This is a genomic window from Nocardioides conyzicola, from assembly GCF_039543825.1.
In the GTDB taxonomy this organism is placed as follows: Bacteria; Actinomycetota; Actinomycetes; order Propionibacteriales; family Nocardioidaceae; genus Nocardioides; species Nocardioides conyzicola.
Window position 1 is genome coordinate 638433 of sequence record NZ_BAABKM010000002.1, and the last position, 21881, is coordinate 660313.

Sequence of the window (21881 nt, forward strand, 5' to 3'; positions counted from 1 at the left end):
TCGGCGCCGCGCCACACTTGCGCACGTGAAGGACCGGCGCCGCCTGGCGATGGGGGGCGTCGCGGTCCTCGTGGCGCTCCTGTGCGCCGGCTGCTCCGACGCCGCCGGCACCGTCGACGGCGGGAGCCGGGTGGTGGCGCCGTCGAACCCGTCCGGTCCCACCAGCCCGCCCCAGCCGGGACCGCGTACGGCGTCCGTCGTGATGGGCGGCGACCTGCTCTGGCACAACACGGTGTGGTTCAGCGCGGCGGAGGACCACGCCGGCACCGGCGCGGGTGACCGCTACGACTGGGACCCGATGTTCGCGGCCGTGAAGCCGCTCGTGGAGTCGGCCGACGTCGCCCTGTGCCACGAGGAGGTGCCGTTCGCGGCACCCGGTCAGCACACGAGGAGCTACCCGGTGTTCGCCGCGCCGCGGTCGATCGCACCCTGGATCGCGAGCATGGGCTGGGACGCCTGCACCACCGCGTCCAACCACAGCTGGGACCAGGGCTTCGCCGGGGTGACCACCACCGCCGACCTCCTCGAGGCCCACGACATCCCGCACATCGGCACCTTCCGGACCCCCGCCGAGCGCGACGCGCCGGTCATCCTGACGACGGACGCCGGCGTCCGGATCGCCGTCGTCGCCGCGACGTACGGCCTGAACGGCTTCGTCGTGCCGGACGACCAGTGGTGGGCGGTCTCCCAGACCACGGAGGTCCGCGATGATCTGCTCGACCAGGCCGCCCGGGCCCGGGCTGCGGGCGCCGACATCGTGATCGCCCACGTGCACTGGGGCACGGAGTACGACCACCACCCGAACGACGACCAGGTGGCTCTCGCCGACGCCCTCACCGCGTCCCCCGACGTCGACCTGGTGCTCGGCGAGCACGCCCACGTCGTCCAGCCGATCACGCGGATGCACGGCAAGTGGGTGGTCTACGGCCTCGGCAACATGGTGGCGCAGAACCAGGTCGAGCGGCCCGACGCCTACGAGGGCATCACGGTCGACGTCGACTTCACCGAGCAGGCCGACGGCGGCTGGGTGGTCAGCCGCGCGGCGTACGTCCCGACCCAGTGGAACCACTACGCGCCGGGTCACCCGATCCGGATCGTCGACGCCACCGGCGGCCACCTCGCCTCGATCCGCAGCGCCGTCGACGGCGTGGGCGGCAACCGTGGGCTGCACGAGGACCAGCTGTCTGGACCAGGTGCGGACTGATCGCCTCTGCCCTGTCGGTCTCGGCGGCGGCGTGCGTCATCCCTGCGTCAGGATGAGCACGAGGCTCATCCGCGGGCGCCAGGAGGCAGCGATGGAGTACATGTTCCTGATCAACGTCGACGAGACCCAGGGGCCGCCCGGCGACCCGACCGCCGACGGGTTCGAGGAGATGATGGCGGGCTGGTTCGCCTACAACCAGATGCTCACCGACGGCGGTCACTTCGTCGCCGGCGCCAGCCTGCAGCCGTCCGCGACGGCGACGGTGGTCCGCAACGACAGCGGCACGGTGACCGATGGGCCGTACGTCGAGACCAAGGAGCAGATCGGCGGCTTCTACGTCGTCAGCGCCGCCGACCTCGACGAGGCCCTGGCCCTGGCCGCCAAGATGCCGACCCAGGGCGCGATCGAGGTGCGCCCGGTCATGTTCCGTCCGGACGCGTGAGCGTCGAGGACGCACTCACCCGCCTGTCCCGCGAGGAGAGCGGCCGCGTGCTCGCCCTCCTCGCGGGCCGGCTCGGCGACCTCGACCTGGCCGACGAGGCCGTCCAGGACGCCCTGGTCGAGGCCGTGCGCACCTGGCCGACCCAGGGGGTCCCGGACAACCCCGCCGGCTGGCTGATGACGGTGGCGCGCCGCAAGGCACTCGACCGGATCCGGCGTACGACGTCCGCGCGCCGCCGGGTCACCGCGGCGGCGTACGACCTGCTCGAGGCGGTCGAGCCCGCGTCCGACCGCGGCCTGGTCGAGAAGGGAGCCGAGCAGATGGAGATCACCGACGAGCACCTGCGCCTGGTGCTGCTCTGCTGCCACCCCGCCCTCAACCAGGACGCCCAGGTGGCGCTGACGCTCCGGCTCGTCGGCGGGCTCAGCACCGCCGAGATCGCGGCGGCGTACGTCGTCCCGGAGGCCACCATCACCCAGCGGGTCGTGCGCGCCAAACGCAAGATCCGCGACGCCGCCATCCCGCTGAGCATCCCGGCCGCCCTCACCGAGCGGGTCGAGGCGTTGCTGACGGTCCTCTACCTGATCTTCAACGAGGGCTACCTGAGCCGTTCCTCCGCCGACCTGGTCCGGGTCGACCTCGCCGACGAGGCGATCCGGCTGACCCGTCTGGCGCACGACCTGCTCCCCGACTCCGGCGAGGTCGGCGGCCTGCTCGCGCTCGAGCTCTACCAGCGCGCCCGCTTCGCGACCCGCGTCGACGGCGCCGGCGAGCTGGTGCTGCTGGAGCACCAGGACCGGACCCGCTGGGACCGCGACCAGATCGCCGAGGCCAACCGGGTCCTCGCCGCCGCCCTGGCGGACCGCACGCCCGGCACCTTCCGGCTGCAGGCCGTGATCGCCGCGCAGCACGCCAACGCCCGCACGTACGCCGACACCGACTGGCCCGCGATCGCGGCCGCCTACGCCCGACTGGACGAGCACACCGGGTCGGCCATCGTGCGGCTCAACCGGGCGGTCGCGGTCGCCGAGGCCGACGGCCCCCACGCCGGGCTGCGCCTGCTCGACACCGTCGAGGGTCTCGACGACTTCCATCTCCTGCACGCCACCCGCGCGGAGCTGCTCAGCCGCGCGGGCGATCCGGACGCGGCCCGGACGGCGTTCGCCCGGGCCCGCTCGCTGACCGACAACCCCGCGGAGCAGCGCTTCCTCGACGGGCGGATTGCCGCGCAGCCGTAGTGCGGGGCCATGGCTCTGGTTTCGGGCATCGGCCCGCAGGGGTATATCGGGTCCACCAGACGTAGCCGAAGTCACGGGGGACTCAGATGGCTCGCTCGGCGGATCCGGCACGCTTCGACCGGCGCACGCTCCTCGTGGGTGCGGGAGGCCTGGTCCTCACAGCCTGTTCGGGCGGCAGCGCCGGCGGCCCCGACGCCGAGGGCAAGAGCCCCTCACCGAGTCCGACGGCCAGCGGGCCGATCATCCACGAGCAGGACGCCGGCACGGTCATCACCAAGGCCGACATCGACGACCTCGTCAGCCGGCTCGACGCCGCCGTCCAGAAGGCCGACGTCGACGCCCTGAAGGCCGTCGCGCCGTCGATCCGGCGACCCGTCTGGAAGCAGCGCCTCGACAACCTGGCGCGCTACCCGTTGGACGAGGTCGGCTTCGCGTTCGACGAGACCCTCGGGCGCCAGATCAACGCGAGCGGGGGTCGGCTCGAGGTGACGGCGTTCATGGCGCTCACCCACCAGATCACCGGTGTCGACAGCCAGCCGGCGCTCCAGATCTACGGCGCGACGCTGGTCAAGGACGGGCCAGACGCCCCGGTGCAGATCTCCGAGATCGACAACCGGCCGGACGACAGCACGAGTCCCGCTCCGTGGGATCTGGCCAGCGAGTGGGAGGTCATCGAGGGCGACCACGCCATCGTGGTGGCCGTCCCCTCGGATGCCGCTCGGGTCCGCTCCTCCTTGGCCACCATCGACGCCGGGGTCGCGGCGGCGATGGAGGTGATCGCCCCGCCGGCGGGCGTCTCGAAGGCCTACTTCGCCTTCACCTCGCCTGACAGCCCGCTCTACAAGCAGGCGGACAACGACCAGCAGACCAAGGAGCGCGACGGGTTCGCGATGCGGGTCGGCTACATCGACCCGAAGGAGGCCACCAAGAGCGGCAAGGGCGCCACCTCGGCCTCGGCGTACGCCGGCGCCCGCCTGGTCCTCCACGCCGGCGCCTTCTCCTCCACCTCGCGCCTCCGCGAGGTCGCGATGCACGAGACCATCCACGGCCTCGCCTACCAGTGGGGCGACGCTGACACGTGGCCCACCGAGGGGCTCGCCACCTGGGGCGAGCTCGGGGGCGCTGCGGGGATCCGGGCGAACGGCTACTACAGCTCGCTGATCCGCTCGGGCTTCCCGGGCTTCCGCCAGCGGATGAGCGGGAGGGGCTTCTACGACTACGACGTCTTCCACGACCCGGCGAGCGAGGCAGCCAACTACGCGTGCGCCGCCGGCGTCTACGGCTACCTCGAGTCGAGCGGCGGCCGCGCCGAGGCGCTGCGGTTCGCCAAGCTGGCCTACACCCACCCGACCGAGGAAGCCGTCACGCGCATCGGCTACCGGGACCAGAACGACCTCTTCGGGAAGGCGCAGCAGTGGGCCACCACGATCTGACCTGTCGTCGGGCCGCGCTGGCCGCGATCACCGTGCTCGTCCTGGTGGCCGCCCCGGCCTGCAGCGGCGGCGGCGGGGGCAGCGATGACGACGACAAGCCGAAGGCCGACGCGTCCGCGACCCCGACGCTGCCGCCCAACCCCGACCTGCCGGACCCGGTCGACACCAACGGCCCGGTCGAGGAGCCGTTGATGGAGCCGGTCTGGCTGATCCGCAGCACCAAGACCAAGGAGTCCGACGAGTACACCGTCCGGACGCAGGGCCTGTTCGTCGACGGGGACATCGCGGTCTACCAGGCCCAGGACACCATGCTCGGGATCTCCATGACCGACGGCTCCACCGTCTGGAAGTCACCGGTCGACCTGGGTGGCGAGCTGCCGGACCACGCCGGCACGGCGGCGCACGGGGACCACCGGTGGACCTTCGTCTACCCGGAGACCAACGACGACGACCTCGACACGTGGGGCGACCGGCTGGTCACCGTCGACACCCAGACCGGGGACGTCGTGGGCGACATCCTGCTCGGCACCTACGGCACCGCGACGACGATGGAGAGCGTTGGCGACGTGCAGTACCTCGCCACCGAGGACGGCGTCTTCACGGTCGACGACGAGGGCCAGCTCGGCACGGTCATGCCGATCCAGCGGCTGCCGGGGCGCAAGCCGGACATCAGGAAGATCACGCCGATCCAGGGCAGCGACGTCATCGTCCTCTCCCTCGACACCGGCAACGTGATCGGCACCGACTTCATCGTCGGGGTCGACTCGACCTCCGGGGACGTGGTGTGGAAGCACCGCGTCACCGACTTCGCCACGGGCCTCGGGGCCCAGTACGTCGACGTCAGCGACATCGACGGGCGCTACGTCACCCGGCCGGCATGGGACCGGGAGCACACCGAGATGATGCACCTGTGGGTGCTGGACCCCGACTCCGGCGAGGTCCGCGCCCACCAGCTGTCCAAGCCCCACGGACAGGGCGAGCGCTACCACCAGATGCGGATCGGGGTGAACGACCTCGGGTCGGGCAACCCCCACGGCATGGTCGTCGTCGGCGACGACATCCTCTTCGAGGACTCCCAGGGCATCAGCAGGTACAGCCCGCTGACCGGCGAGTACGTCTGGACCCTGCGCCGCGACATCATGGGCCTGCGCAACGGCGACGCCGACTGGGCGTCGTTCGGGGTCGGCGGCCTCAGCCCCGACAACAGCCTGCTCTACGCCTTCATGTCCTCCGGCCAGTCCGGCGACCTGATGGCCGTCGACGTGGAGACCGGCGAGCTGGCCGGCCGGTGGGCACTCGACGACGCCCAGCAGGCCGGCCTGGTCAGCCGGCCGCTGATGGTCGTGGACGGCGAGCAGGTCGTGCTCGCCCGCAACCGCGCCGTCGAGGGCGACCCGGAGCTGCTGGAGGGACCGAGCAAGCCGCTCGGACCGCGCAACGACGTCGGCCTGGTGCGGTTCCCCGACCTCGCCGGCTAGTCCCTGACCCGGGAGCCGAGGCCGTCGCGGTGGTCCGCCAGCATCGTGTGCGTCGCCCGGGTCGCGGCGACGACCTCGGTGTCGATCTCCGCGATCGCCAGCCCCTCCTCGTCGCCGAGCCGGGCCAGCGGCCGGCCCTCCGGGTCGTAGACGGCGGAGCCACCGATGAACTCGGCGTCGCCGCAGCGTCCGGTGAGGCCCGAGAACACGACGTACATGCCGTTCTCCACCGCGCGGGCGGCGTAGTAGAGGTCGCGGCGGTGCGCGCCTCCCGGGAAGTACGCCGACGAGCTCAGGTAGCCGACCGCCCCGTCGCGCGCCGCGGCCTGGGCGTGCTCGGGGAAGCAGCCGTCGTAGCAGATCGAGAGGCCGAGCTCGATGCCGTCGACCGTGATCGAGGCGCCGTGGTCGCCGGCCGTGAAGAGCTGCTTCTCGACGCCGTCGAGGTGCTGCTTGTCGTACGGCGCGGTGGCGGCGCCGTCCGGGCGGACCACGACCTGCGACAGCCGCCGGGCTTCGCCGCGGCGCAGGGCCGTGCCGGCGACCACCGTGACGCCGCCGGCAGCGGCCTCGCGGAGCGGGTCGAGCCACGCTCCGAGGTCGATGGCGTCGGGCAGCGGACCCTCGAACGCCGCGACGTCGTACCCCGTGAGGAACGCCTCGGGCAGCACCAGCAGCCGCACGCCCTGGGTAGCGGCGAGCGCCGCCAGCCGAGCCGCTGTCGCGACGTTGGTCGCGACGTCACCGGAGACGGAAGCCGCCTGGCCCGCGGCGACCAGGAGGCGGGTCATCCGCGCGCCGCCTCGACCGCCTCGGTCAGCCCGCGGGCGGCGAGCCGGTCGGCCCGCTCGTTGCCCTCGTCGCCGGCGTGGCCCTTCACCCAGTGCCACTCGACGTCGTGCCCCTCGCACGCGGCGACCAGCTCCTGCCAGAGGTCGACGTTCTTGACCGGCTGCTTGGCGGAGGTCCGCCAGCCGTTGCGCGACCAGCCCTCGACCCACTTGAGGATGCCGCTGCGGACGTAGGTGCTGTCCGTGTAGATGTGCACCACCGAGCGACGGTTGAGCACCTCGAGCGCCTTGATCGGAGCGGTGAGCTCCATCCGGTTGTTGGTGGTCTCACTGGCCTCGCCCCCGCAGAGCTCGAGCTCGCGCTCGCCGTACCTGAGGAGCGCTCCCCACCCACCCGGCCCGGGGTTGGGGATGCACGCCCCGTCGGTGTGGATCGTGACGACCTCGTCGGGGGTCCCCGTCACCGCAGCCTCACTCGACGACGACCTCGACCCGCTGGAACTCCTTGACCTCGGTGTAGCCGGTGGTGGCCATCGACCGGCGCAGGGCGCCGACGAGGTTCATCGTGCCGTCGGCGACCCGGGACGGGCCGAAGAGGATCTCCTGGAGCGTGCCGACGGTGTCGAACTGCACCCGCTGGCCGCGCGGCAGGTCGTGGTGGTGGGCCTCGGTGCCCCAGTGGAAGCCACGGCCCGGTGCGTCGCTGGCCCGCGCGAACGGCGAGCCGACCATCACGGCGTCGGCGCCGCAGGCGATCGCCTTGGCGACGTCGCCGGACTTGCCGATGGAGCCGTCGGCGATGACGTGGACGTAGCGGCCACCGGACTCGTCGAGGTAGTCGCGGCGCGCGGCCGCGACGTCGGCGACCGCCGAGGCCATGGGTACGGCGACGCCGAGCACGGTGCGCGTGGTGTGCGCCGCGCCCCCGCCGAAGCCGACGAGCACGCCGGCGGCACCGGTGCGCATCAGGTGCAGCGCGGCCTGGTGCGTGGCGCAGCCGCCGACGATGACCGGGACGTCGAGCTCGTAGATGAACTCCTTGAGGTTCAGCGGCTCGGCCTGCGACGAGACGTGCTCGGCCGAGACCGTGGTGCCGCGGATGACGAACATGTCGACGCCGGCGTCGACCACGGCCTTCGCGAACTCCTTGGTGCGCTGCGGCGACAGCGAGCCGGCGACGGTCACGCCGGACTCGCGGATCTCACGCAGCCGCTCGGTGATCAGCTCGGCCCGGATCGGCTCGGTGTAGATCTCCTGCAGCCGACGGGTCGCGTCGACCCCCTGGAGACCCGCGACCTCCTCGAGCAGCGGGTCGGGGTCGTCGTACCGCGTCCACAGGCCCTCGAGGTTGAGCACGCCGAGACCGCCGAAGCCACCGAGCGCGATCGCGGTCGCCGGCGACATCACCGAGTCCATCGGCGCCGCCAGCACCGGGATGTCGAACCGGTAGGCGTCGATCTGCCACGCGGTGCTGACCTCCTCCGGGTCGCGGGTGCGCCGCGAGGGCACGATCGCGATGTCGTCGAAGGAGTAGGCACGGCGCGCGCGCTTGGCCCGGCCGATCTCGATGTCCGTCACGGGGTCACACTATCCAGTCGCCGGGGCAACCTTTCCTTCGTCCCGGATGGTCGGAGCGGGTATGAACGACAGCGTGCGGGCGGCGATGGGCTTCGACGACTTCGTCGCCGCGCGTTCATCGCGTCTCCTGCGTACGGCGTACCTGCTCACCCATGACCACGCACTGGCCGAGGACCTGCTCCAGACCGCGCTGACCAAGGCATGGTTCGCCTGGTCGCGGATCGACGCCGAACCCGAGCCCTACGTCCGCCGGATCCTGGTCAACACCTACGCGACGTGGTGGCGCCGGCGGTGGAACGGCGAGCGCCCGTACGCCGACCTCCCCGAGACCCCCGCGCCGGACGACGCCGCCGAAGAGCAGCAGGATCTCTGGGCCGCGACCGGTCGACTCCCCCGCCGCCAGCGCGCCGTGATCGTGCTCCGCTTCGCCGAGGACCTCAGCGAGGCCGAGACCGCCCGGATCCTCGGCATCTCCGCCGGCACCGTCAAGAGCCAGACCAGCAAGGCGCTCGCGAAGCTGCGGATCGACCCCGCGCTCGCCAACCAGACCACGGAGGAACGCTCATGAGCAGCCTCGACGAGCTTCGGCGCACCCTCGAGCAGCACGCCGACGACCTCCATGACGCCGAGGGCCACACGCGCCCCATCGCCGTGCGCGCTCGGGTCCGGGCGGCCCGGCGGCGACGCGCCGGTGCCGTGGCCGCCATGGCCGCGGTAGCGCTGGTGGTCGCGACCGGCACCACCGCGCTGGTGCGCGGCGCCGATGATCCGCGGCCTGCGGGCCCGTCACTCGACGACGTCCGGGTGCCGCAGCGGATCGAGGTCCACGGCTTCCCCTACGAGCTGACGGAGACCAGGCGCGCCGAGCGCGACGGCAAGATCACGCTCGACCGGCCCATCGACGGCCCCACGGTGGTTGCGCTGGTCAGCACCGGCCTCGGCCAGGGCCGGGCCACCCTCTGGTCGGGCCAGGTCCCCGTGGCCCGGGTGCGCGGCGACGAGCAACGCTCCACTCCGACGGACCAGGCAGTCGGCGACCTGCGCGTCGAGTTCGCGGGAGCGCCCAGCTCGGCCCGAGCTGAGGTGGCGGTCTACACGCCGACGGGTGAGCTTGCGCCCGGAGTGTCATCGGACGGCGCGGTCTTCCGGCAGCAGTGGGGCGACCAGGAACTCGTCGCCGCGGCCTTCGGCACGGCCGGCGGCGACGCCCGCGCCGACGTCCCGGACACCTCCGGCGACCTCGCCGTCTCCGCCTACTGCAGCTCCGCGACCCGTGGCTTGTGGCTCCACCGCGAGGGGACGACGGGGGGCGTCCTATGCGACGACCTCGACGCCGGCCTCGACCCGGGAGCGGCGAACTCCGAGTCCCTGCTCCGTCCCCAGGCCGGCGAGCGCAGCTACGGCGTCTACGTCACGAAGGGCGAGGACGGACGGCGGGCGACCGGCGTCGACGTCACGTTCGGGTTCGGCATCTACCGCCAGGCCGTGGCTCCGACGCGGGTGCTCGACACCGACGCCCTCACCGTGATGGAGGCCGACGCGCGCACCTGGCGGCTCGACGAGGTGCTCGACGCGCACGGCGGGGAGGACTACGAGGTGGACACCTCGCACGGTGGCGCCTTCATCGGGATCGCGTACGCCGGCGTCCGCGAGCTGTCCGTGTCCTGGGCGGGTGCGCCCCAGGGCGGCTGGGGCGGCATCCCGCCCACGGCCGAGCCACAGGGACCGGGCGTGATGTATCCCGGGATCCCGCTGCTCGCCGGCGACCACACCGTCCGGGTGCAGGTCGCCGGGCCGCACGCCCAGGTGCGGCTGCTGGTCTACCGACCGGAGTAGTTCGGCGCCTCGACGGTCATCTGCACGCCGTGCGGGTGGCTCTCCTGGAGCGAGGCCTGGGTGATCCGGACGAACCGGCCCTTCTCCTGCAGCTCCGGGACGGTGGCCGCGCCGACGTAGAACATCGACTGGTTGAGGCCGCCGATCAGCTGGCGGGCGACGGCGGCGAGCGGGCCGCGGTAGGCGACCTGGCCCTCGATGCCCTCGGGGACGAGCTGGTCGTCGCTGGTGACCTCGGCCTGGAAGTAGCGGTCCTTGGAGTAGGACTTCTTGCCGCGGCTCGACAGCGCGCCGAGCGAGCCCATGCCGCGGTAGGACTTGAACTGCTTGCCGTTGACGAAGACCAGGTCGCCGGGCGACTCCTCGCAGCCGGCCAGCAGAGAGCCGATCATCACGGTGTCGGCGCCGGCGACCAGCGCCTTGGCGATCTCACCGGAGTACTTGAGGCCGCCGTCGGCGATCACGGGGACGCCGGCGGGCTTGCAGGCCAGGGACGCCTCGTAGACCGCGGTGACCTGCGGGACGCCGACGCCGGTGACGACGCGGGTCGTGCAGATGGAGCCGGGGCCGACGCCGACCTTGACCGCGTCGGAGCCGGCGTCGACGAACGCTTGCGCACCCTCGCGGGTCGCGACGTTGCCGCCGACGACCTGGACGTGGCGGGTGGCGGGGTCGGTCTTGAGCCGCTGGACCATGTCGAGCAGCAGCCGGACGTTGCCGTGGGCGGTGTCGGCGACGAGCACGTCGACGCCGGCGTCGATGAGGGTGGTCGCGCGCTGCCAGGCGTCGCCGAAGTAGCCGATCGCCGCGCCGACCATCAGCCGCCCCGCCCCGTCGTACGACGCGTTGGGGAACTGCTCGCCCTTGACGAAGTCCTTGACAGTGATCAGGCCGGTGAGGTGGCCGGCCGCGTCGATGAGCGGCAGCCGCTCGCGCTTGTGCTGGCGCAGCAGCACCGTGGCGTCCTCGCGGCTGATGTCGGACGGCCCGGTGATCAGCGGCATCGGCGTCATCACCTCGTCGACCTTGGTGGTCGACCACTCCGCGACCGGCGTGAAGCGCAGGTCGCGGTTGGTGATCATGCCGATCAGCCGGTTGTCGGCGTCCACGACGGGGAAGCCGGAGATGCGGTACTCGCCGGCGAGCTTGTCGAGCTGCTCGAGCGTCGCGTCGGGGGTGATCGTGACCGGGTTGGAGATGATGCCGGTCTGCGTCCGCTTCACGAGATCGACCTGGTAGGCCTGGTCCTCGATCGAGAGGTTGCGGTGCAGCACGCCGAGGCCGCCCTGGCGGGCCATCGCGATCGCCATCCGCGACTCGGTGACGGTGTCCATCGCCGCGCTGACCAGCGGCACCCGCAGCGAGATCTCGCGGGTCAGCCGCGAGGTCATGTCGATGTCGTTGGGTGCGAGGTCGGAGTGACCCGGCAGCAGCAGGACGTCGTCGTAGGTCAGGCCCAGCGGGGCGAACTTCTCCGGCAGCTCCACTCCCCCAGCCTACCGGCGGGGTGGCCCTACCGACGAAGCGGCTTGAGGTCGCGGACGGGCACCCGCACGGTGAGCGTGTCGGCGGCCATCCGGATCCGGCCGCGGAGGCCCGCCGCCATCACCATCGGCAGCACCGCCTGGTTGTCGGAGCGGGTGGTCAGCAGGATCTCGGTGGCCCCGAGCGCGTTGGCCAGGCGGGCCGCGTCCACCAGCAGCCGGGTGCCGATCCCGCGGCGCTGCCAGGCTGGGTCGACCCGCAGCGTGACGGGTCGTACGTCGGGCTCCTCGGCCGCCGGGCGCACCACGGCGAGGCCCACGGCCTGGCCGTCGATCATCGCCGAGACCGAGTCGCCGTCCACGACGTACTCCGGCGTCGCTCCCCCACCGACCCGGCGCCCCATGCTCGGGGTCATCGCGCTCTCGCGGGTGCGCTCGAGGACGTCCGAGACCAGGTCGGCCATCGCCGCCGCACGGGCGTGCTCCGTCGCGGTGAAGGGCGCCGTACGGCGTACCTGCACCTGGATGTCGCCGACGGTCATGTCCATCACGTCGGTGTCGACCGCCCCGTAGGCCGGGTCGGACTCGGCGTCGAAGAGCCGGGCGACGACCTCCGGGAAGGACGCGGGCTGGGCCAGGATCGAGCGGGCCGCCTGCACGTAGCGGGTCGGCTGGTCGGTGAGCGCGGCCTCGGTGCAGGGACCGGCGCTGACCGAGAGCCCGCCGGAGCGGCCGATCAGGTCGGCGAGGTCGGCGGCCGTCCAGTCGTCGGGGGTGCTGAGCACCAGCTCGTCGGTCACCGACTCCACGCCGGGGAAGATCTGGAGCCCCAGGATGTTGACCCCGGCCTCGCCGCAGGTGGCCGCCAGCATCGCCAGGGAGCCGGGGCGATCGGGCAGCGTCGTACGAACCCTCCACAACATGGCCCCAGCGTGCGCGCGCGACGTTGCCGGATCGAGACCTGCGTGTTTCCTGGGTGCTACGTCCGCGTGGTCGGACCTGAGAGGGTGGGGGCGTGCGGAGCGGGGAGAGGGTGCGCGGCTTCGCCGAACGCCACACCGTCGCGCTCGCCGTCGTGCTGGCCGTCGTGGCCCGGCTGCCGGCGCTGACCCGGCCCGTCCGGGCCGACGAGGCCGGCTTCCTGATGGTCGCCCGGGCATGGAGCCCCCAGCCCGACAGCCTGTTCGGTCCCTACTGGGTGGACCGGCCGCCGCCGCTGATCGCGATCTTCGGTGCCGTCGACGCCCTCGGCGGGGTCACCACCCTGCGACTCCTCGGGGCGCTCGTCGCCGGGCTGACCGTGCTGCTCGCCGCCGCGGTCGCGGGCACGGTGAGCGGCCCGCGGGCGACCGTGTGGACCGCCGTCCTGGTCGCCGCGCTGCTCTCGAACCCGATGATCGACGTGGTCGCCGTCAAGGGCGAGCTGCTCGCGCTGCCGCTGGTGCTCGGGAGCATCCTGCTCACCCTCCTGTCCGTACGCCGTCGCGCGTGGCCGCTCGCGTTCGCCGCCGGGGTCGCGGCCGCCCTCGCGCTCGGGCTGAAGCAGAACCTCGCGACCGGCCTGGTCTTCGCCGTCGTGTTCCTCCTCGTCTCCGGGCTGACGCGCGTGCTCCCGAGCCGCTCGGTGCTCGCGCTGACGGTGGCCGGCCTGGCCGGCGCCGCCGTACCCGTGCTCGCCACCGTCGCCTGGGCTCATGCGGCCGGGGTCCGCCTCTCGACGCTGTGGGACACGGTCTACGGCTTCCGCGCCGACGCCGCACGGGTGATCGCCGACGGGACCACCGACGCCCCCGAGCGGCGAGCCCTGATCCTGGTCGCGATCGCGCTCGCCACCGGGCTGCTACTGGTCCTGATCGGCCCGTTCGCGCGGCTGCGCGAGCTCTGGCGCGACGACCCGCCGGTCCTGGCCGCGACCGTCGCGGTGGTGGTCGTCGACGTGGCGTCGCTGGTCGCCGGCGGCAGCTTCTGGCAGGACTACCTGCTCCCCCTCATCCCGTCGGCCGCGCTGTGCGCGGCCCTGCTCGCGGGCCGCGACGACCGCTCCGGTCGCACCATGCGTGGCCTCGTCGTCGCCGCCGTCGCCTCGGCGGTCCTGGCGATGACCTTCTGGCTGGTGTGGAACGCGACCGGGCACCAGGAGTTCAACGAGGTCCGGACCGGCGAGGCGATCGCCGACGCGGCCGAGCCCGGCGACACCCTGGTCGTCTTCGGCGGCCGCGCGGACCTCCAGCGGGTCAGTGGCCTCGACTCGCCGTACCCCTATCTCTGGAGCCTGCCGATGCGCACCCGGGACCCGGAGTACGCCGACCTCACCGCCCTGCTGTCCGGGCCGGATGCACCCACCTGGCTGGTCGAGTGGGTCGACCTCGACGCCTGGGCCGACGCCGGGGTCCCCGAGCTGCGGGCCGCGATCGACGAGCACTACGTCGAGGTCGCCACCAGCTGCAACGACCACCCCGTCTACCTGCTCCGCGGCGTCGACAGACCGGCCGTCACCCCGGATTGTTGATCCCGTGCAACCGATCCCCGGCTCACCTCGTTCTTGGGGCATGGATCGCAGCACGGGGGACGTCGAGTTCTCGGAGTTCGCGGCCGCGGCACACAGCCGGCTGCGCAACACGGCGTACCTGCTCTGCGGCGACTGGGAGCGCGCCGCCGACCACGTCCAGGAGGGGCTGATCCGGGTGTACGTCGCCTGGCCGCGGCTGGTCCGGCGCGGCGGCGAGCTGGCCTACGCCCGCAAGGCCGTGGTCAGCGCGTTCCTCGATGCCAGCCGCCGGCGCTCGAGCACCGAGCGGCCCGCCGAGCCCGACACCGAGCGCCCGTCCACCGAGGACGTCGCGGCCCGCGTGTCGGACCGGGCGGCGCTGATGGCCGCGCTCGCCCGGCTGCCGGAGCGCCAGCGCGCGTGCGTGGTGCTGCGCTACTTCGAGGACCTCGACGTACGGGAGACGGCGCTGGTGCTGCGCTGCAGCGAGGGCACCGTGAAGAGCCAGACCTCGCGGGCGCTCGCGTCCCTGCGCTCCATGTTCGAGAGCGCGTCGCGTGACGAGCTCGCCGTGATCGGAGAGGGGAACCTGCCGTGGTGAACGACCTGAAGCAGCTGCTGCGCGACAACGTGGCCGACGCGCCGACGGACCACCTGGACACGGCGTCGCTCGTCGCCGCCGGGCGCCGCCGGGTCCGCGTACGCCGTACGCGCGCCGCCGGAGGCACCGCCCTGCTGGCCGCCGGAGTGGTCACGGTCGCCCTGCTCGGCGGCGGACCGGCAGGGCGTGAGAAGGCGGAGCCGGCGCACCAGCCGCCGCGGCCCGATGCGCCCACCCTGCGACTGGCCGACGCCCAACAGGCCGTCGAAGAGCGCGACTACGAGGTCCTGACGTCGCACACCAACAAGGACCTCGACGCCGACAACGGGCAGTACCTCGACGGCGTGACCGACGACGGGTTGGTCCTCTTCCGCGACGGGCCGCGCAGCGACCAGCTGTACCCGCGCTTCGCGCTGCTCGACCCCTCCACTGGTGCGAAGGACTGGCTCCCCGACCTCGCCGGGATCGGTCAGGACCAGACCTGGCCCGTCGACCTCGGCACCGACCGCCTGGTCCTGCTCTCGTTGGAGAACGGCCTGCCCGGCGCCATGCGGGCGCACGTGTTCGACCGGGCGAGCCGCCAGTGGACCACCCTGACGTGGTCGGGTCTCCCGGGCGTGGAGTTCCCCCGGGCGGTCGCGGGTCCCGACGACCGGCTCTACGTCTCCGTCCCCGCCACGCAGGGCACGCCCCCTGAGGGCGGCTGGCCGACCGGGCCGGACGGCGAGGCGGACGACGCCGACGCCGAGGGCGACACCTACGACCTCTGGTCGGTCTCGATGACCGACACCTCCGACGTACGCGACGAGCACCTGACGGTCGGGGAGCTCGCCTTCACGGACACGAAGATGGTGTGGAGCGACTCCGGGAACGGAGCCGCTGGGAGGTTCCACGTGCGCGACCTGGCGACCGGCGTCGAGACCTCCTTCGACCCGCACCTGGGCGACAAGTGCAACCTGCTGGGCTTCGGGGCTACGGGCGACCGGATCGTGGCGAGCGAGTACTGCGGTACGTACGACGGCGGGGTGCGCGACGACCGGGTCCAGATCCTCAGCACGGACGGCGAGCAGGTGGTCACCATCCAGGACAGCGGCGCCGAGGGCTACCTGCCGCCCGGCGGCGGCGTGGTCGTCGTGACGGCCTTCCGAGGCGACCAGGACACGCAGAGCGGCGCCTACGTCTACGACCTCGCGACCAACCGCTTCCTGCGGATCAGCGACGCGGTGTCGAACTACGGCACCGGCGGTGCTCCCGGCGACCAGTTCTTCTGGCACACCCCGGTCAACCACCGGCACGGTGCGACCCAGTGGCTGGGCAAGCTGCTGCGCTGACCCGAAATGCCGAGTCGGCGCCAACTGACCCCCGTACAGGGGCAGCTGGCGCCGACTCGGCGTTGAAGCGGTGGATCAGTGGCCGTGGCCGTGCCCGTGGCCGGCGGCCTCGGGCTCTTCCTCGGCCGGCTTCTCGACGATCAGCGTCTCGGTCGTGAGCAGCATGCCCGCGATCGAGGTGGCGTTGATCAGCGCGGAGCGGGTCACCTTGACCGGGTCCAGGACGCCCTGGGCGACCAGGTCGCCGTACTCCTCGGTGGCGGCGTTGTAGCCGTTGCCGAGGCCGAGCTCGCGGACCTTGGAGGTGACGACGTAGCCGTTGACGCCGCCGTTCTCGGCGATCCAGCGCAGCGGCTCGTCGGCCGACTTGCGCACGATGCGCACGCCCGCCGCCTCGTCGCCGGTGAGGCCGAGGTCGTCGGAGAGGACCGACACCGCGTGGATCAGAGCGGAGCCACCGCCGGGGACGATGCCCTCCTCGATCGCGGCGCGCGTCGCGGAGACGGCGTCCTCGATCCGGTGCTTCTTCTCCTTGAGCTCCACCTCGGTGGCGGCGCCGACCTTGATCACGCACACGCCGCCGGCGAGCTTGGCGAGGCGCTCCTGGAGCTTCTCGCGGTCCCAGTCGGAGTCGGTGTTCTCGATCTCGGCCTTGATCTGGTTGACGCGGCCATCGACCTCGGCCTTGTCGCCGGCGCCGTCGACGATCGTGGTGTCGTCCTTGGTGACGACGACGCGCCGGGCCTGGCCGAGCACCTCGAGACCCACCTGGTCGAGCTTGAGCCCGACCTCGGGAGCGACGATCTGACCGCCGGTCAGGGTCGCGATGTCCTGCATCATCGCCTTGCGACGGTCACCGAAGGCCGGAGCCTTCACCGCGACTGCGTTGAACGTGCCGCGGATCTTGTTGACGACCAGCGTCGACAGCGCCTCGCCGTCGACGTCCTCGGCGAGGATGAAGAGCGGCTTGCCGGCGGCGATGACCTTCTCCAGCAGGGGGAGCAGGTCGGCGACCGACGAGATCTTGCCCTGGTGCAGCAGGATGTAGGGGTCGTCGAGGACGGCCTCCATGCGCTCCGGGTCGGAGACGAAGTACTGGCTGATGTAGCCCTTGTCGAACTGCATGCCCTCGGTGAACTCGAGCTCGGTGCCCATCGAGTTGGACTCCTCGACCGTGATGACACCGTCCTTGCCCACCTTGTCGAAGGCCTGCGAGAGCAGGTCGCCGATCACGGCGTCGCGGCTGGAGATCGTGGCGACGGACGCCATGTCCTCCACCGACTCGACCTCGCGGGCGGCTTCCTTGAGCGCGTCGCCGACGGCCTCGGCCGCGGCGTCCATGCCCCGCTTGAGGCCCATCGGGTTCGCACCCGCGGCCACAGCGCGCAGGCCCTCGTGGACCATCGCCTGGGCGAGCACGGTGGCCGTCGTCGTACCGTCGCCGGCGACGTCGTTGGTCTTGGTGGCGACCTCCTTGCACAGCTGTGCGCCGAGGTTCTCGAAGGGATCGTCGAGCTCGATCTCACGGGCGACGGTGACACCGTCGTTCGTGATGGTCGGCGCGCCCCACTTCTTGTCGAGGACGACGTAGCGACCCTTCGGGCCGAGCGTCACCTTGACGGCGTTGGCGAGCTTGTCCACGCCGCGCTCGAGGCTGCGGCGGGCGTTCTCGTCGAACTCCAGGATCTTGGGCATTGCTCTCCTCTAGAACGAGTTCGGGTCGTGAGTCCCAGCGGGCGCGTCAGCGCTCACTGGGACTCACGACCCGGGAAATCAGGAAACGATCGCGAGGACGTCGCGCGCGGAGAGGATGAGGTACTCCTCGCCGGCGTACTTGACCTCGGTGCCGCCGTACTTGCTGTAGATGACCTTGTCGCCGACGCTGACGTCGAGCGGGACGCGGTTGCCGTTGTCGTCGATGCGACCCGGACCGACGCTCAGGACCTCGCCCTCCTGGGGCTTCTCCTTGGCGGTGTCCGGGATGACCAGGCCGGAAGCCGTGGTCTGCTCGGCCTCGAGGGCCTTGACAACGATCCGGTCCTCGAGAGGCTTGATGTTGACCGACACGATGTCGACCTCCACTTTCTGGCACTTCGATGGTGGGTGTTACACGTCTGGCGCCTGCGCTTCAGGTACGCCGTCGCGGGGGTCGGACCGGGACGCAGGCGCTGGCACACTCACGGGGAGAGTGCCAACTCAGAAACTAGCACTCTCCCCGACGGAGTGCCAGAGGACCCCCGGCCTCGACCGAACTGACAGGATCGGGTCGTGGACCTCGACGCCTTCCGCTGGCTGCTCACCGACGCCGGACAACAGCTGCTCGCCGCTGCCGTCGAGGCGGGCGACGACTCCTTGGCCACGCAGACGCGGCTGCGGCGTACGGCGGAACCCGAGCACGTCGCCGCCGCCATCACCCAGGCGACCCTGCGGGTCAAGGCCCGCGAGAAGTTCGCCGACTTCGCGGACCGGATGTACTTCACCCCCGACGGGCTCGAGCAGGCGACCCGACTCCGCGTCGCCGACCACCGGGCCGCGCGGCTCGTCGCGTCGTCCGCGCGCACCATGATCGACCTCGGCTGCGGCATCGGCGGCGACCTGATCGCCGCCTCGCGGGCCGGCCTGACCTGCGCCGGCGTCGACCTGGACCCGGTGCGCGTCGAGGTCGCCCGCGCCAACCTCGCCGCCCTCGACCTGCCGGGGGCGGTCGAGGTCTCCGACGCGACGACGCTGGACCCGTCGCCCTTCGACGTGGCCTTCGCCGACCCGGCCCGCCGCGGCGCCCGGGGCCGCACTTTCGATGTCGACGACTGGACGCCGCCGTGGTCCTTCGTCGAGCGGCTGCTGAGCCGCGACGCCTGCGTGAAGGTCGCCCCCGGCATCCCGCACGACCTGGTCCCGCACGGCGTGGAGGCCGAGTGGGTCAGCGACCACGGCGACGTGAAGGAGGCCGCCCTGTGGTCCGGGCGGCTGGCCACCACCGACCGGCGCGCGACGGTCATCGGGACCACCGGCCTCGCGACGCTGACCGACGAGGACGCTCCGGCCCTTGGGGACGGGGTCGACGTACGCCCCGTGGGTGCCTACCTCTACGAGCCGGACGGCGCGGTGATCCGGGCCGGGCTGGTCACGGCCGTGGCCGCCGGGGTCAACGGCGGCCTGGTGGACGAGCACATCGCCTACGTGACGTCCGACGAGTCGTTCCGTACGCCGTTCGCCCGCGGCTACCGCGTCGTCGCCGAGCTCCCCTACCGCGAGAAGCAGCTCCGCGCCGCCCTGCGCGAGCGGGGCATCGGCCGGCTCACCATCAAGAAGCGCGGCGTCGACATCGTCCCGGAGCAGCTGCGCAAGCGGCTCGACCTGCACGGCGAGGACGAGGCCACCATCGTGCTGACCCGGGTCGCCGGGTCGGGTGTGGTGCTGCTGGTGCAGCCGTTCTGAGGCTGCGGGTTTCACCGGCTAGCCGGTGAAACCCGCACGACACGCCGGTGGGGAACGGCGTGTCGTGCGGGTTTCGGCTGACAACCCTCGGGTCAGACGGGCTGCGGCACCGCCTGCGGAGTACCGGTCGACTCGGACACCTGGACCCGGCGTGCGTGCCAGAGGCCGAGACCGACCAGGACCAGCAGGGCCAGGGCACCGGCGAAGGAGACGTAGGCGGCGATGCCGGCGATGGTGCCGATCGTGGCGAACGCGTAGCCGTAGAGGAGCAGGCCGCGCAGCGTGTTGCCCATGAAGAGCGTCTGACGGAGGCCACCGAGTGCCTGACCCTCGGGCGAGGCCTTCTGCTCGTCGGTCATGCCGACGTACTGACCGCTGACCTCGTTGTAGGTCTGGCCGTCGGAGGCCGCGTTCATGTGCACCAGGATGTAGTGGTTGGCGTAGGCCTTCGCCTCGGGACCGGTGTCCATCGGGCTGCCGGCGTACTCCTTGAGGGCGTTGGCGTCGGCCTTGGGCAGGGCGGCGAGGGCGTCACCCTCGGGCATCGTGATGCCCTGCATGGAGAGCTGGTCGTGGACCTGGTCACCGATGAACGTGTTCGCCCAGGTGAGCAGTCCGCCAGCGATCAGGAGGACGGCAGCCAGGGCCAGACCTGTCACCGAGACCAGCTTGTCGAGTGTTGAACGCATGATGTGACTCCCTCTTCCGGCGGGGAAACCCTTGTGTCGTCCTCGCTCACCACTGACGTTAGGAGCGCGAGGAGCCGACGATCAGGGGCCGAAGGGGGCCATCGGTGGGACCAAGGTCCCGGCTCAGCTGAGGAGCGCCTTCTCCGCCCCGATGGTGGTGTCGTCACCGTGCCCGGTGTGGACGACCGTGTCGTCCGGCAGGGCGAAGAGCCGGGCCCGGATCGACTCCTTGATGAGGTCGCTGTCGGAGTACGACCGCCCGGTCGCGCCCGGTCCGCCGTTGAAGAGGGTGTCCCCGGTGAAGACGCAGCCGAGGTCGGGTGCGTAGAGGCAGACCGCCCCGGGCGCGTGCCCCGGGGTGTGCAGCACCTGCAGCGTCGTACCGCCCACCTCGACGGCGAGGCCGTCGGCCAGGTCGAGGTCCCACAGGTAGTCGGTGTGGGTGAGCTCCCACAGCACCTTGTCGTCGGGGTGCAGCATGATCGGCGCGACGACCTCCTCGCGCAGGGCCGGCGCGACCCGCACGTGGTCGTCGTGCGCGTGCGTGCAGATGATCGCCTTGACCTTGCGGTCCCCCACGACGGCGAGGATGTCGGAGACGCTGTGCGGTGCGTCGATCACCACGCACTCGGTGTCGTCGCCGATCACCCAGATGTTGTTGTCGACGTCGAAGGTCTCGCCGTCGAGGCTGAAGGTGCCGCTCGAGACGGCGTGGTCCACCCGAGCCGTCACAGGATCACGACCGAGCGGAGTACGTCGCCGTGGTGCATCTTGTCGAAGGCGGCCTCAATGTCGTCGATGCCGATCTCCTCGGTGACGAAGGCGTCCAGGTCGAGCCGGCCCTGCTGGTAGAGGTCGACCAGCATCGGGAAGTCGCGGGTCGGCAGGCAGTCGCCGTACCAGCTGGACTTGAGGGCACCGCCGCGGCCGAAGACGTCGATGAGCGGCAGGTCGGGCACCTTCATGTCCGGCGTGGGCACGCCGACCAGGACCACCGTGCCCGCGAGGTCACGGGCGTAGAACGCCTGCTTCCAGGTCTCCGGACGCCCGACGGCCTCGATCACCACGTCGGCGCCTTCGGCCCCGTCGTAGGTCTCGGCGCAGATCCGCTTGATCTCCTCGACCGGATCGACCTGCGAGGAGTCGACGGTGTGGGTCGCGCCCATCGCCTTCGCCTTCTCGAGCTTCTTGGCGTCGATGTCGACGGCGATGACGGGGCTCGCGCCGGCCAGCGCCGACCCGGCGATCGCGGCGACGCCGACGCCGCCGCAGCCGATGACCGCGACGGACTTGCCGCGGGTGACCGCACCGGTGTTGATCGCGGCACCGATGCCGGCCATCACACCGCAGCCGAGCAGGCCGACGGCGGCCGGGCGCGCCGACGGGTCGACCTTGGTGCACTGACCGGCGGCGACGAGGGTCTTCTCGGCGAAGGCGCCGATCCCGAGCGCCGGCGACAGCTCGGTGCCGTCCTCGAGCGTCATCTTCTGGGTCGCGTTGTGCGTGTTGAAGCAGTACTGCAGGTCGCCGCGCTTGCAGGCGCGACACTCGCCGCAGACCGCACGCCAGTTGAGGATCACGAAGTCACCGGGCGCGACGGCGGTGACGTCCGGCCCGACCGCCTCGACGATCCCCGCGGCCTCGTGGCCCAGCAGGAACGGGAAGTCGTCGTTGATGCCGCCCTCGCGGTAGTGCAGGTCGGTGTGGCAGACCCCGCAGGCCTGGACCTGCACGAGCGCCTCGCCCGGGCCGGGGTCGGGCACGTTGATCGTGACCACCTCGACCGGCTGACCCTTGGCGCGAGCTACGACGGCCTTGACCTGCTGCATGGTGCTCCTCTGCTCGGATTG

Annotated in this window: 21 protein-coding genes; 11 read left to right on the forward strand and 10 right to left on the reverse strand. The window is 72.0% G+C overall.

All coding sequences use genetic code 11. From position 1 onward, the window contains the following. The first annotated feature begins 25 nt into the window (after window positions 1-25). The 5 genes from ABEA34_RS06140 to ABEA34_RS06160 all read left to right on the forward strand — a co-directional run bounded on the left by ABEA34_RS06140 (window position 26) and on the right by ABEA34_RS06160 (window position 5795). A complete protein-coding gene (locus ABEA34_RS06140; RefSeq protein WP_345520303.1) occupies window positions 26-1204 on the forward strand; it encodes a CapA family protein in 1179 nt (392 codons plus the stop codon). 52 nt (window positions 1205-1256) lie between these two features. After that, window positions 1257-1646, forward strand: coding sequence for a YciI family protein (locus ABEA34_RS06145; RefSeq protein ID WP_345520305.1), 390 nt, complete (start codon window positions 1257-1259; stop codon window positions 1644-1646). Beyond that, entirely contained in the window at window positions 1643-2884 is a 1242-nt protein-coding gene (locus ABEA34_RS06150; protein ID WP_345520307.1) for an RNA polymerase sigma factor, read from the forward strand. Before ABEA34_RS06145 ends, ABEA34_RS06150 begins: the two co-directional genes overlap by 4 nt. 86 nt (window positions 2885-2970) lie before the next feature. Next, window positions 2971-4317 (forward strand): hypothetical protein, encoded by a 1347-nt coding sequence (locus ABEA34_RS06155; RefSeq protein ID WP_345520309.1) that lies wholly within the window; start codon window positions 2971-2973, stop codon window positions 4315-4317. Then, window positions 4299-5795, forward strand: a complete 1497-nt coding sequence (locus tag ABEA34_RS06160) for an outer membrane protein assembly factor BamB family protein (protein ID WP_345520311.1) — start codon at window positions 4299-4301, stop codon at window positions 5793-5795. The genes ABEA34_RS06155 and ABEA34_RS06160 overlap by 19 nt, the downstream gene beginning before the upstream one ends. On the opposite strand, the gene ABEA34_RS06165 is transcribed toward ABEA34_RS06160, so the two are convergent. The 3 genes from ABEA34_RS06165 to ABEA34_RS06175 are packed head-to-tail and all read right to left on the reverse strand — an operon-like array spanning window position 5792 to window position 8164. Further along, window positions 5792-6586: a carbon-nitrogen hydrolase family protein gene (locus tag ABEA34_RS06165; RefSeq protein WP_345520313.1), complete on the reverse strand. Its 795-nt coding sequence runs from the start codon at window positions 6584-6586 to the stop codon at window positions 5792-5794. The two genes, ABEA34_RS06160 and ABEA34_RS06165, sit on opposite strands and share 4 nt — an antisense overlap. Then, window positions 6583-7050: a ribonuclease HI gene (rnhA, locus tag ABEA34_RS06170; protein WP_345520315.1), complete on the reverse strand. Its 468-nt coding sequence runs from the start codon at window positions 7048-7050 to the stop codon at window positions 6583-6585. The genes ABEA34_RS06165 and rnhA overlap by 4 nt, the downstream gene beginning before the upstream one ends. 7 nt (window positions 7051-7057) lie before the next feature. Further along, on the reverse strand, window positions 7058-8164 hold the full coding sequence (locus tag ABEA34_RS06175) for a GuaB3 family IMP dehydrogenase-related protein (RefSeq protein ID WP_345520318.1): 1107 nt from the start codon (window positions 8162-8164) through the stop codon (window positions 7058-7060). 61 nt (window positions 8165-8225) lie between these two features. Here ABEA34_RS06175 and ABEA34_RS06180 point away from each other — a divergent pair, with 61 nt between their 5' ends. Together ABEA34_RS06180 and ABEA34_RS06185 are read left to right on the forward strand one after the other, a co-directional pair. Next, a complete protein-coding gene (locus ABEA34_RS06180; protein WP_345520320.1) occupies window positions 8226-8732 on the forward strand; it encodes a SigE family RNA polymerase sigma factor in 507 nt (168 codons plus the stop codon). After that, window positions 8729-10000, forward strand: coding sequence for a hypothetical protein (locus tag ABEA34_RS06185; RefSeq protein ID WP_345520322.1), 1272 nt, complete (start codon window positions 8729-8731; stop codon window positions 9998-10000). The genes ABEA34_RS06180 and ABEA34_RS06185 overlap by 4 nt, the downstream gene beginning before the upstream one ends. Here ABEA34_RS06185 and guaB read toward each other — a convergent pair. After that, on the reverse strand, window positions 9985-11487 hold the full coding sequence (guaB, locus tag ABEA34_RS06190; RefSeq protein WP_345520324.1) for an IMP dehydrogenase: 1503 nt from the start codon (window positions 11485-11487) through the stop codon (window positions 9985-9987). The genes ABEA34_RS06185 and guaB overlap by 16 nt on opposite strands. A gap of 26 nt (window positions 11488-11513) precedes the next feature. After that, window positions 11514-12407: a GNAT family N-acetyltransferase gene (locus ABEA34_RS06195; RefSeq protein WP_345520327.1), complete on the reverse strand. Its 894-nt coding sequence runs from the start codon at window positions 12405-12407 to the stop codon at window positions 11514-11516. A gap of 92 nt (window positions 12408-12499) precedes the next feature. Between ABEA34_RS06195 and ABEA34_RS06200 the strand changes: the two genes are divergently transcribed. From ABEA34_RS06200 to ABEA34_RS06210, 3 genes are read left to right on the forward strand one after another with little or no spacing between them, the layout of a single operon-like run. Continuing rightward, a complete protein-coding gene (locus ABEA34_RS06200; protein WP_345520329.1) occupies window positions 12500-13993 on the forward strand; it encodes a hypothetical protein in 1494 nt (497 codons plus the stop codon). Between the two features lie 40 nt (window positions 13994-14033). After that, complete coding sequence (locus ABEA34_RS06205; protein ID WP_345520331.1) at window positions 14034-14573, forward strand: SigE family RNA polymerase sigma factor; 540 nt, start codon at window positions 14034-14036, stop codon at window positions 14571-14573. Beyond that, a complete protein-coding gene (locus ABEA34_RS06210; RefSeq protein WP_345520333.1) occupies window positions 14567-15904 on the forward strand; it encodes a hypothetical protein in 1338 nt (445 codons plus the stop codon). The genes ABEA34_RS06205 and ABEA34_RS06210 overlap by 7 nt, the downstream gene beginning before the upstream one ends. 75 nt (window positions 15905-15979) lie before the next feature. Here the strand turns inward: ABEA34_RS06210 and groL are convergent, their stop codons facing one another. Together groL and groES are read right to left on the reverse strand one after the other, a co-directional pair. Next, window positions 15980-17599, reverse strand: coding sequence for a chaperonin GroEL (gene groL / locus ABEA34_RS06215; protein WP_345520335.1), 1620 nt, complete (start codon window positions 17597-17599; stop codon window positions 15980-15982). Window positions 17600-17677: 78 nt separating this feature from the next. Beyond that, complete coding sequence (gene groES / locus ABEA34_RS06220; protein WP_056153156.1) at window positions 17678-17971, reverse strand: co-chaperone GroES; 294 nt, start codon at window positions 17969-17971, stop codon at window positions 17678-17680. A gap of 201 nt (window positions 17972-18172) precedes the next feature. Between groES and ABEA34_RS06225 the strand changes: the two genes are divergently transcribed. Beyond that, the gene (locus tag ABEA34_RS06225) at window positions 18173-19342 is read left to right on the forward strand and encodes a class I SAM-dependent methyltransferase (RefSeq protein ID WP_345520337.1); all 1170 of its coding nucleotides are present in this window, start codon (window positions 18173-18175) and stop codon (window positions 19340-19342) included. 92 nt (window positions 19343-19434) lie between these two features. Here the strand turns inward: ABEA34_RS06225 and ABEA34_RS06230 are convergent, their stop codons facing one another. From ABEA34_RS06230 to ABEA34_RS06240, 3 genes are all read right to left on the reverse strand, one after another. After that, window positions 19435-20031 carry a hypothetical protein gene (locus tag ABEA34_RS06230; RefSeq protein ID WP_345520339.1) on the reverse strand — a complete coding sequence of 199 codons (597 nt, stop codon included), beginning with the start codon at window positions 20029-20031 and terminating at the stop codon, window positions 19435-19437. Between the two features lie 123 nt (window positions 20032-20154). Beyond that, complete coding sequence (locus tag ABEA34_RS06235; RefSeq protein WP_425576860.1) at window positions 20155-20751, reverse strand: MBL fold metallo-hydrolase; 597 nt, start codon at window positions 20749-20751, stop codon at window positions 20155-20157. 8 nt (window positions 20752-20759) lie between these two features. After that, a complete protein-coding gene (locus ABEA34_RS06240) occupies window positions 20760-21860 on the reverse strand; it encodes an S-(hydroxymethyl)mycothiol dehydrogenase (protein WP_345520343.1) in 1101 nt (366 codons plus the stop codon). Between the last annotated feature and the right edge of the window lie 21 nt (window positions 21861-21881).

What these genes read in the sequence shown, in the direction of transcription:
- ABEA34_RS06195 (WP_345520327.1), bottom strand. Translation starts at nt 12,407, where the DNA reads ATGTTGTGGAGGGTTCGTACGACGCTGCCCGATCGCCCCGGCTCCCTG.
- ABEA34_RS06230 (WP_345520339.1), bottom strand. Translation starts at nt 20,031, where the DNA reads ATGCGTTCAACACTCGACAAGCTGGTCTCGGTGACAGGTCTGGCCCTG.
- groL (WP_345520335.1), bottom strand. Translation starts at nt 17,599, where the DNA reads ATGCCCAAGATCCTGGAGTTCGACGAGAACGCCCGCCGCAGCCTCGAG.
- ABEA34_RS06205 (WP_345520331.1), top strand. Translation starts at nt 14,034, where the DNA reads ATGGATCGCAGCACGGGGGACGTCGAGTTCTCGGAGTTCGCGGCCGCG.
- ABEA34_RS06165 (WP_345520313.1), bottom strand. Translation starts at nt 6,586, where the DNA reads ATGACCCGCCTCCTGGTCGCCGCGGGCCAGGCGGCTTCCGTCTCCGGT.
- ABEA34_RS06185 (WP_345520322.1), top strand. Translation starts at nt 8,729, where the DNA reads ATGAGCAGCCTCGACGAGCTTCGGCGCACCCTCGAGCAGCACGCCGAC.
- ABEA34_RS06145 (WP_345520305.1), top strand. Translation starts at nt 1,257, where the DNA reads ATGAGCACGAGGCTCATCCGCGGGCGCCAGGAGGCAGCGATGGAGTAC.
- ABEA34_RS06155 (WP_345520309.1), top strand. Translation starts at nt 2,971, where the DNA reads ATGGCTCGCTCGGCGGATCCGGCACGCTTCGACCGGCGCACGCTCCTC.
- ABEA34_RS06180 (WP_345520320.1), top strand. Translation starts at nt 8,226, where the DNA reads ATGAACGACAGCGTGCGGGCGGCGATGGGCTTCGACGACTTCGTCGCC.
- ABEA34_RS06240 (WP_345520343.1), bottom strand. Translation starts at nt 21,860, where the DNA reads ATGCAGCAGGTCAAGGCCGTCGTAGCTCGCGCCAAGGGTCAGCCGGTC.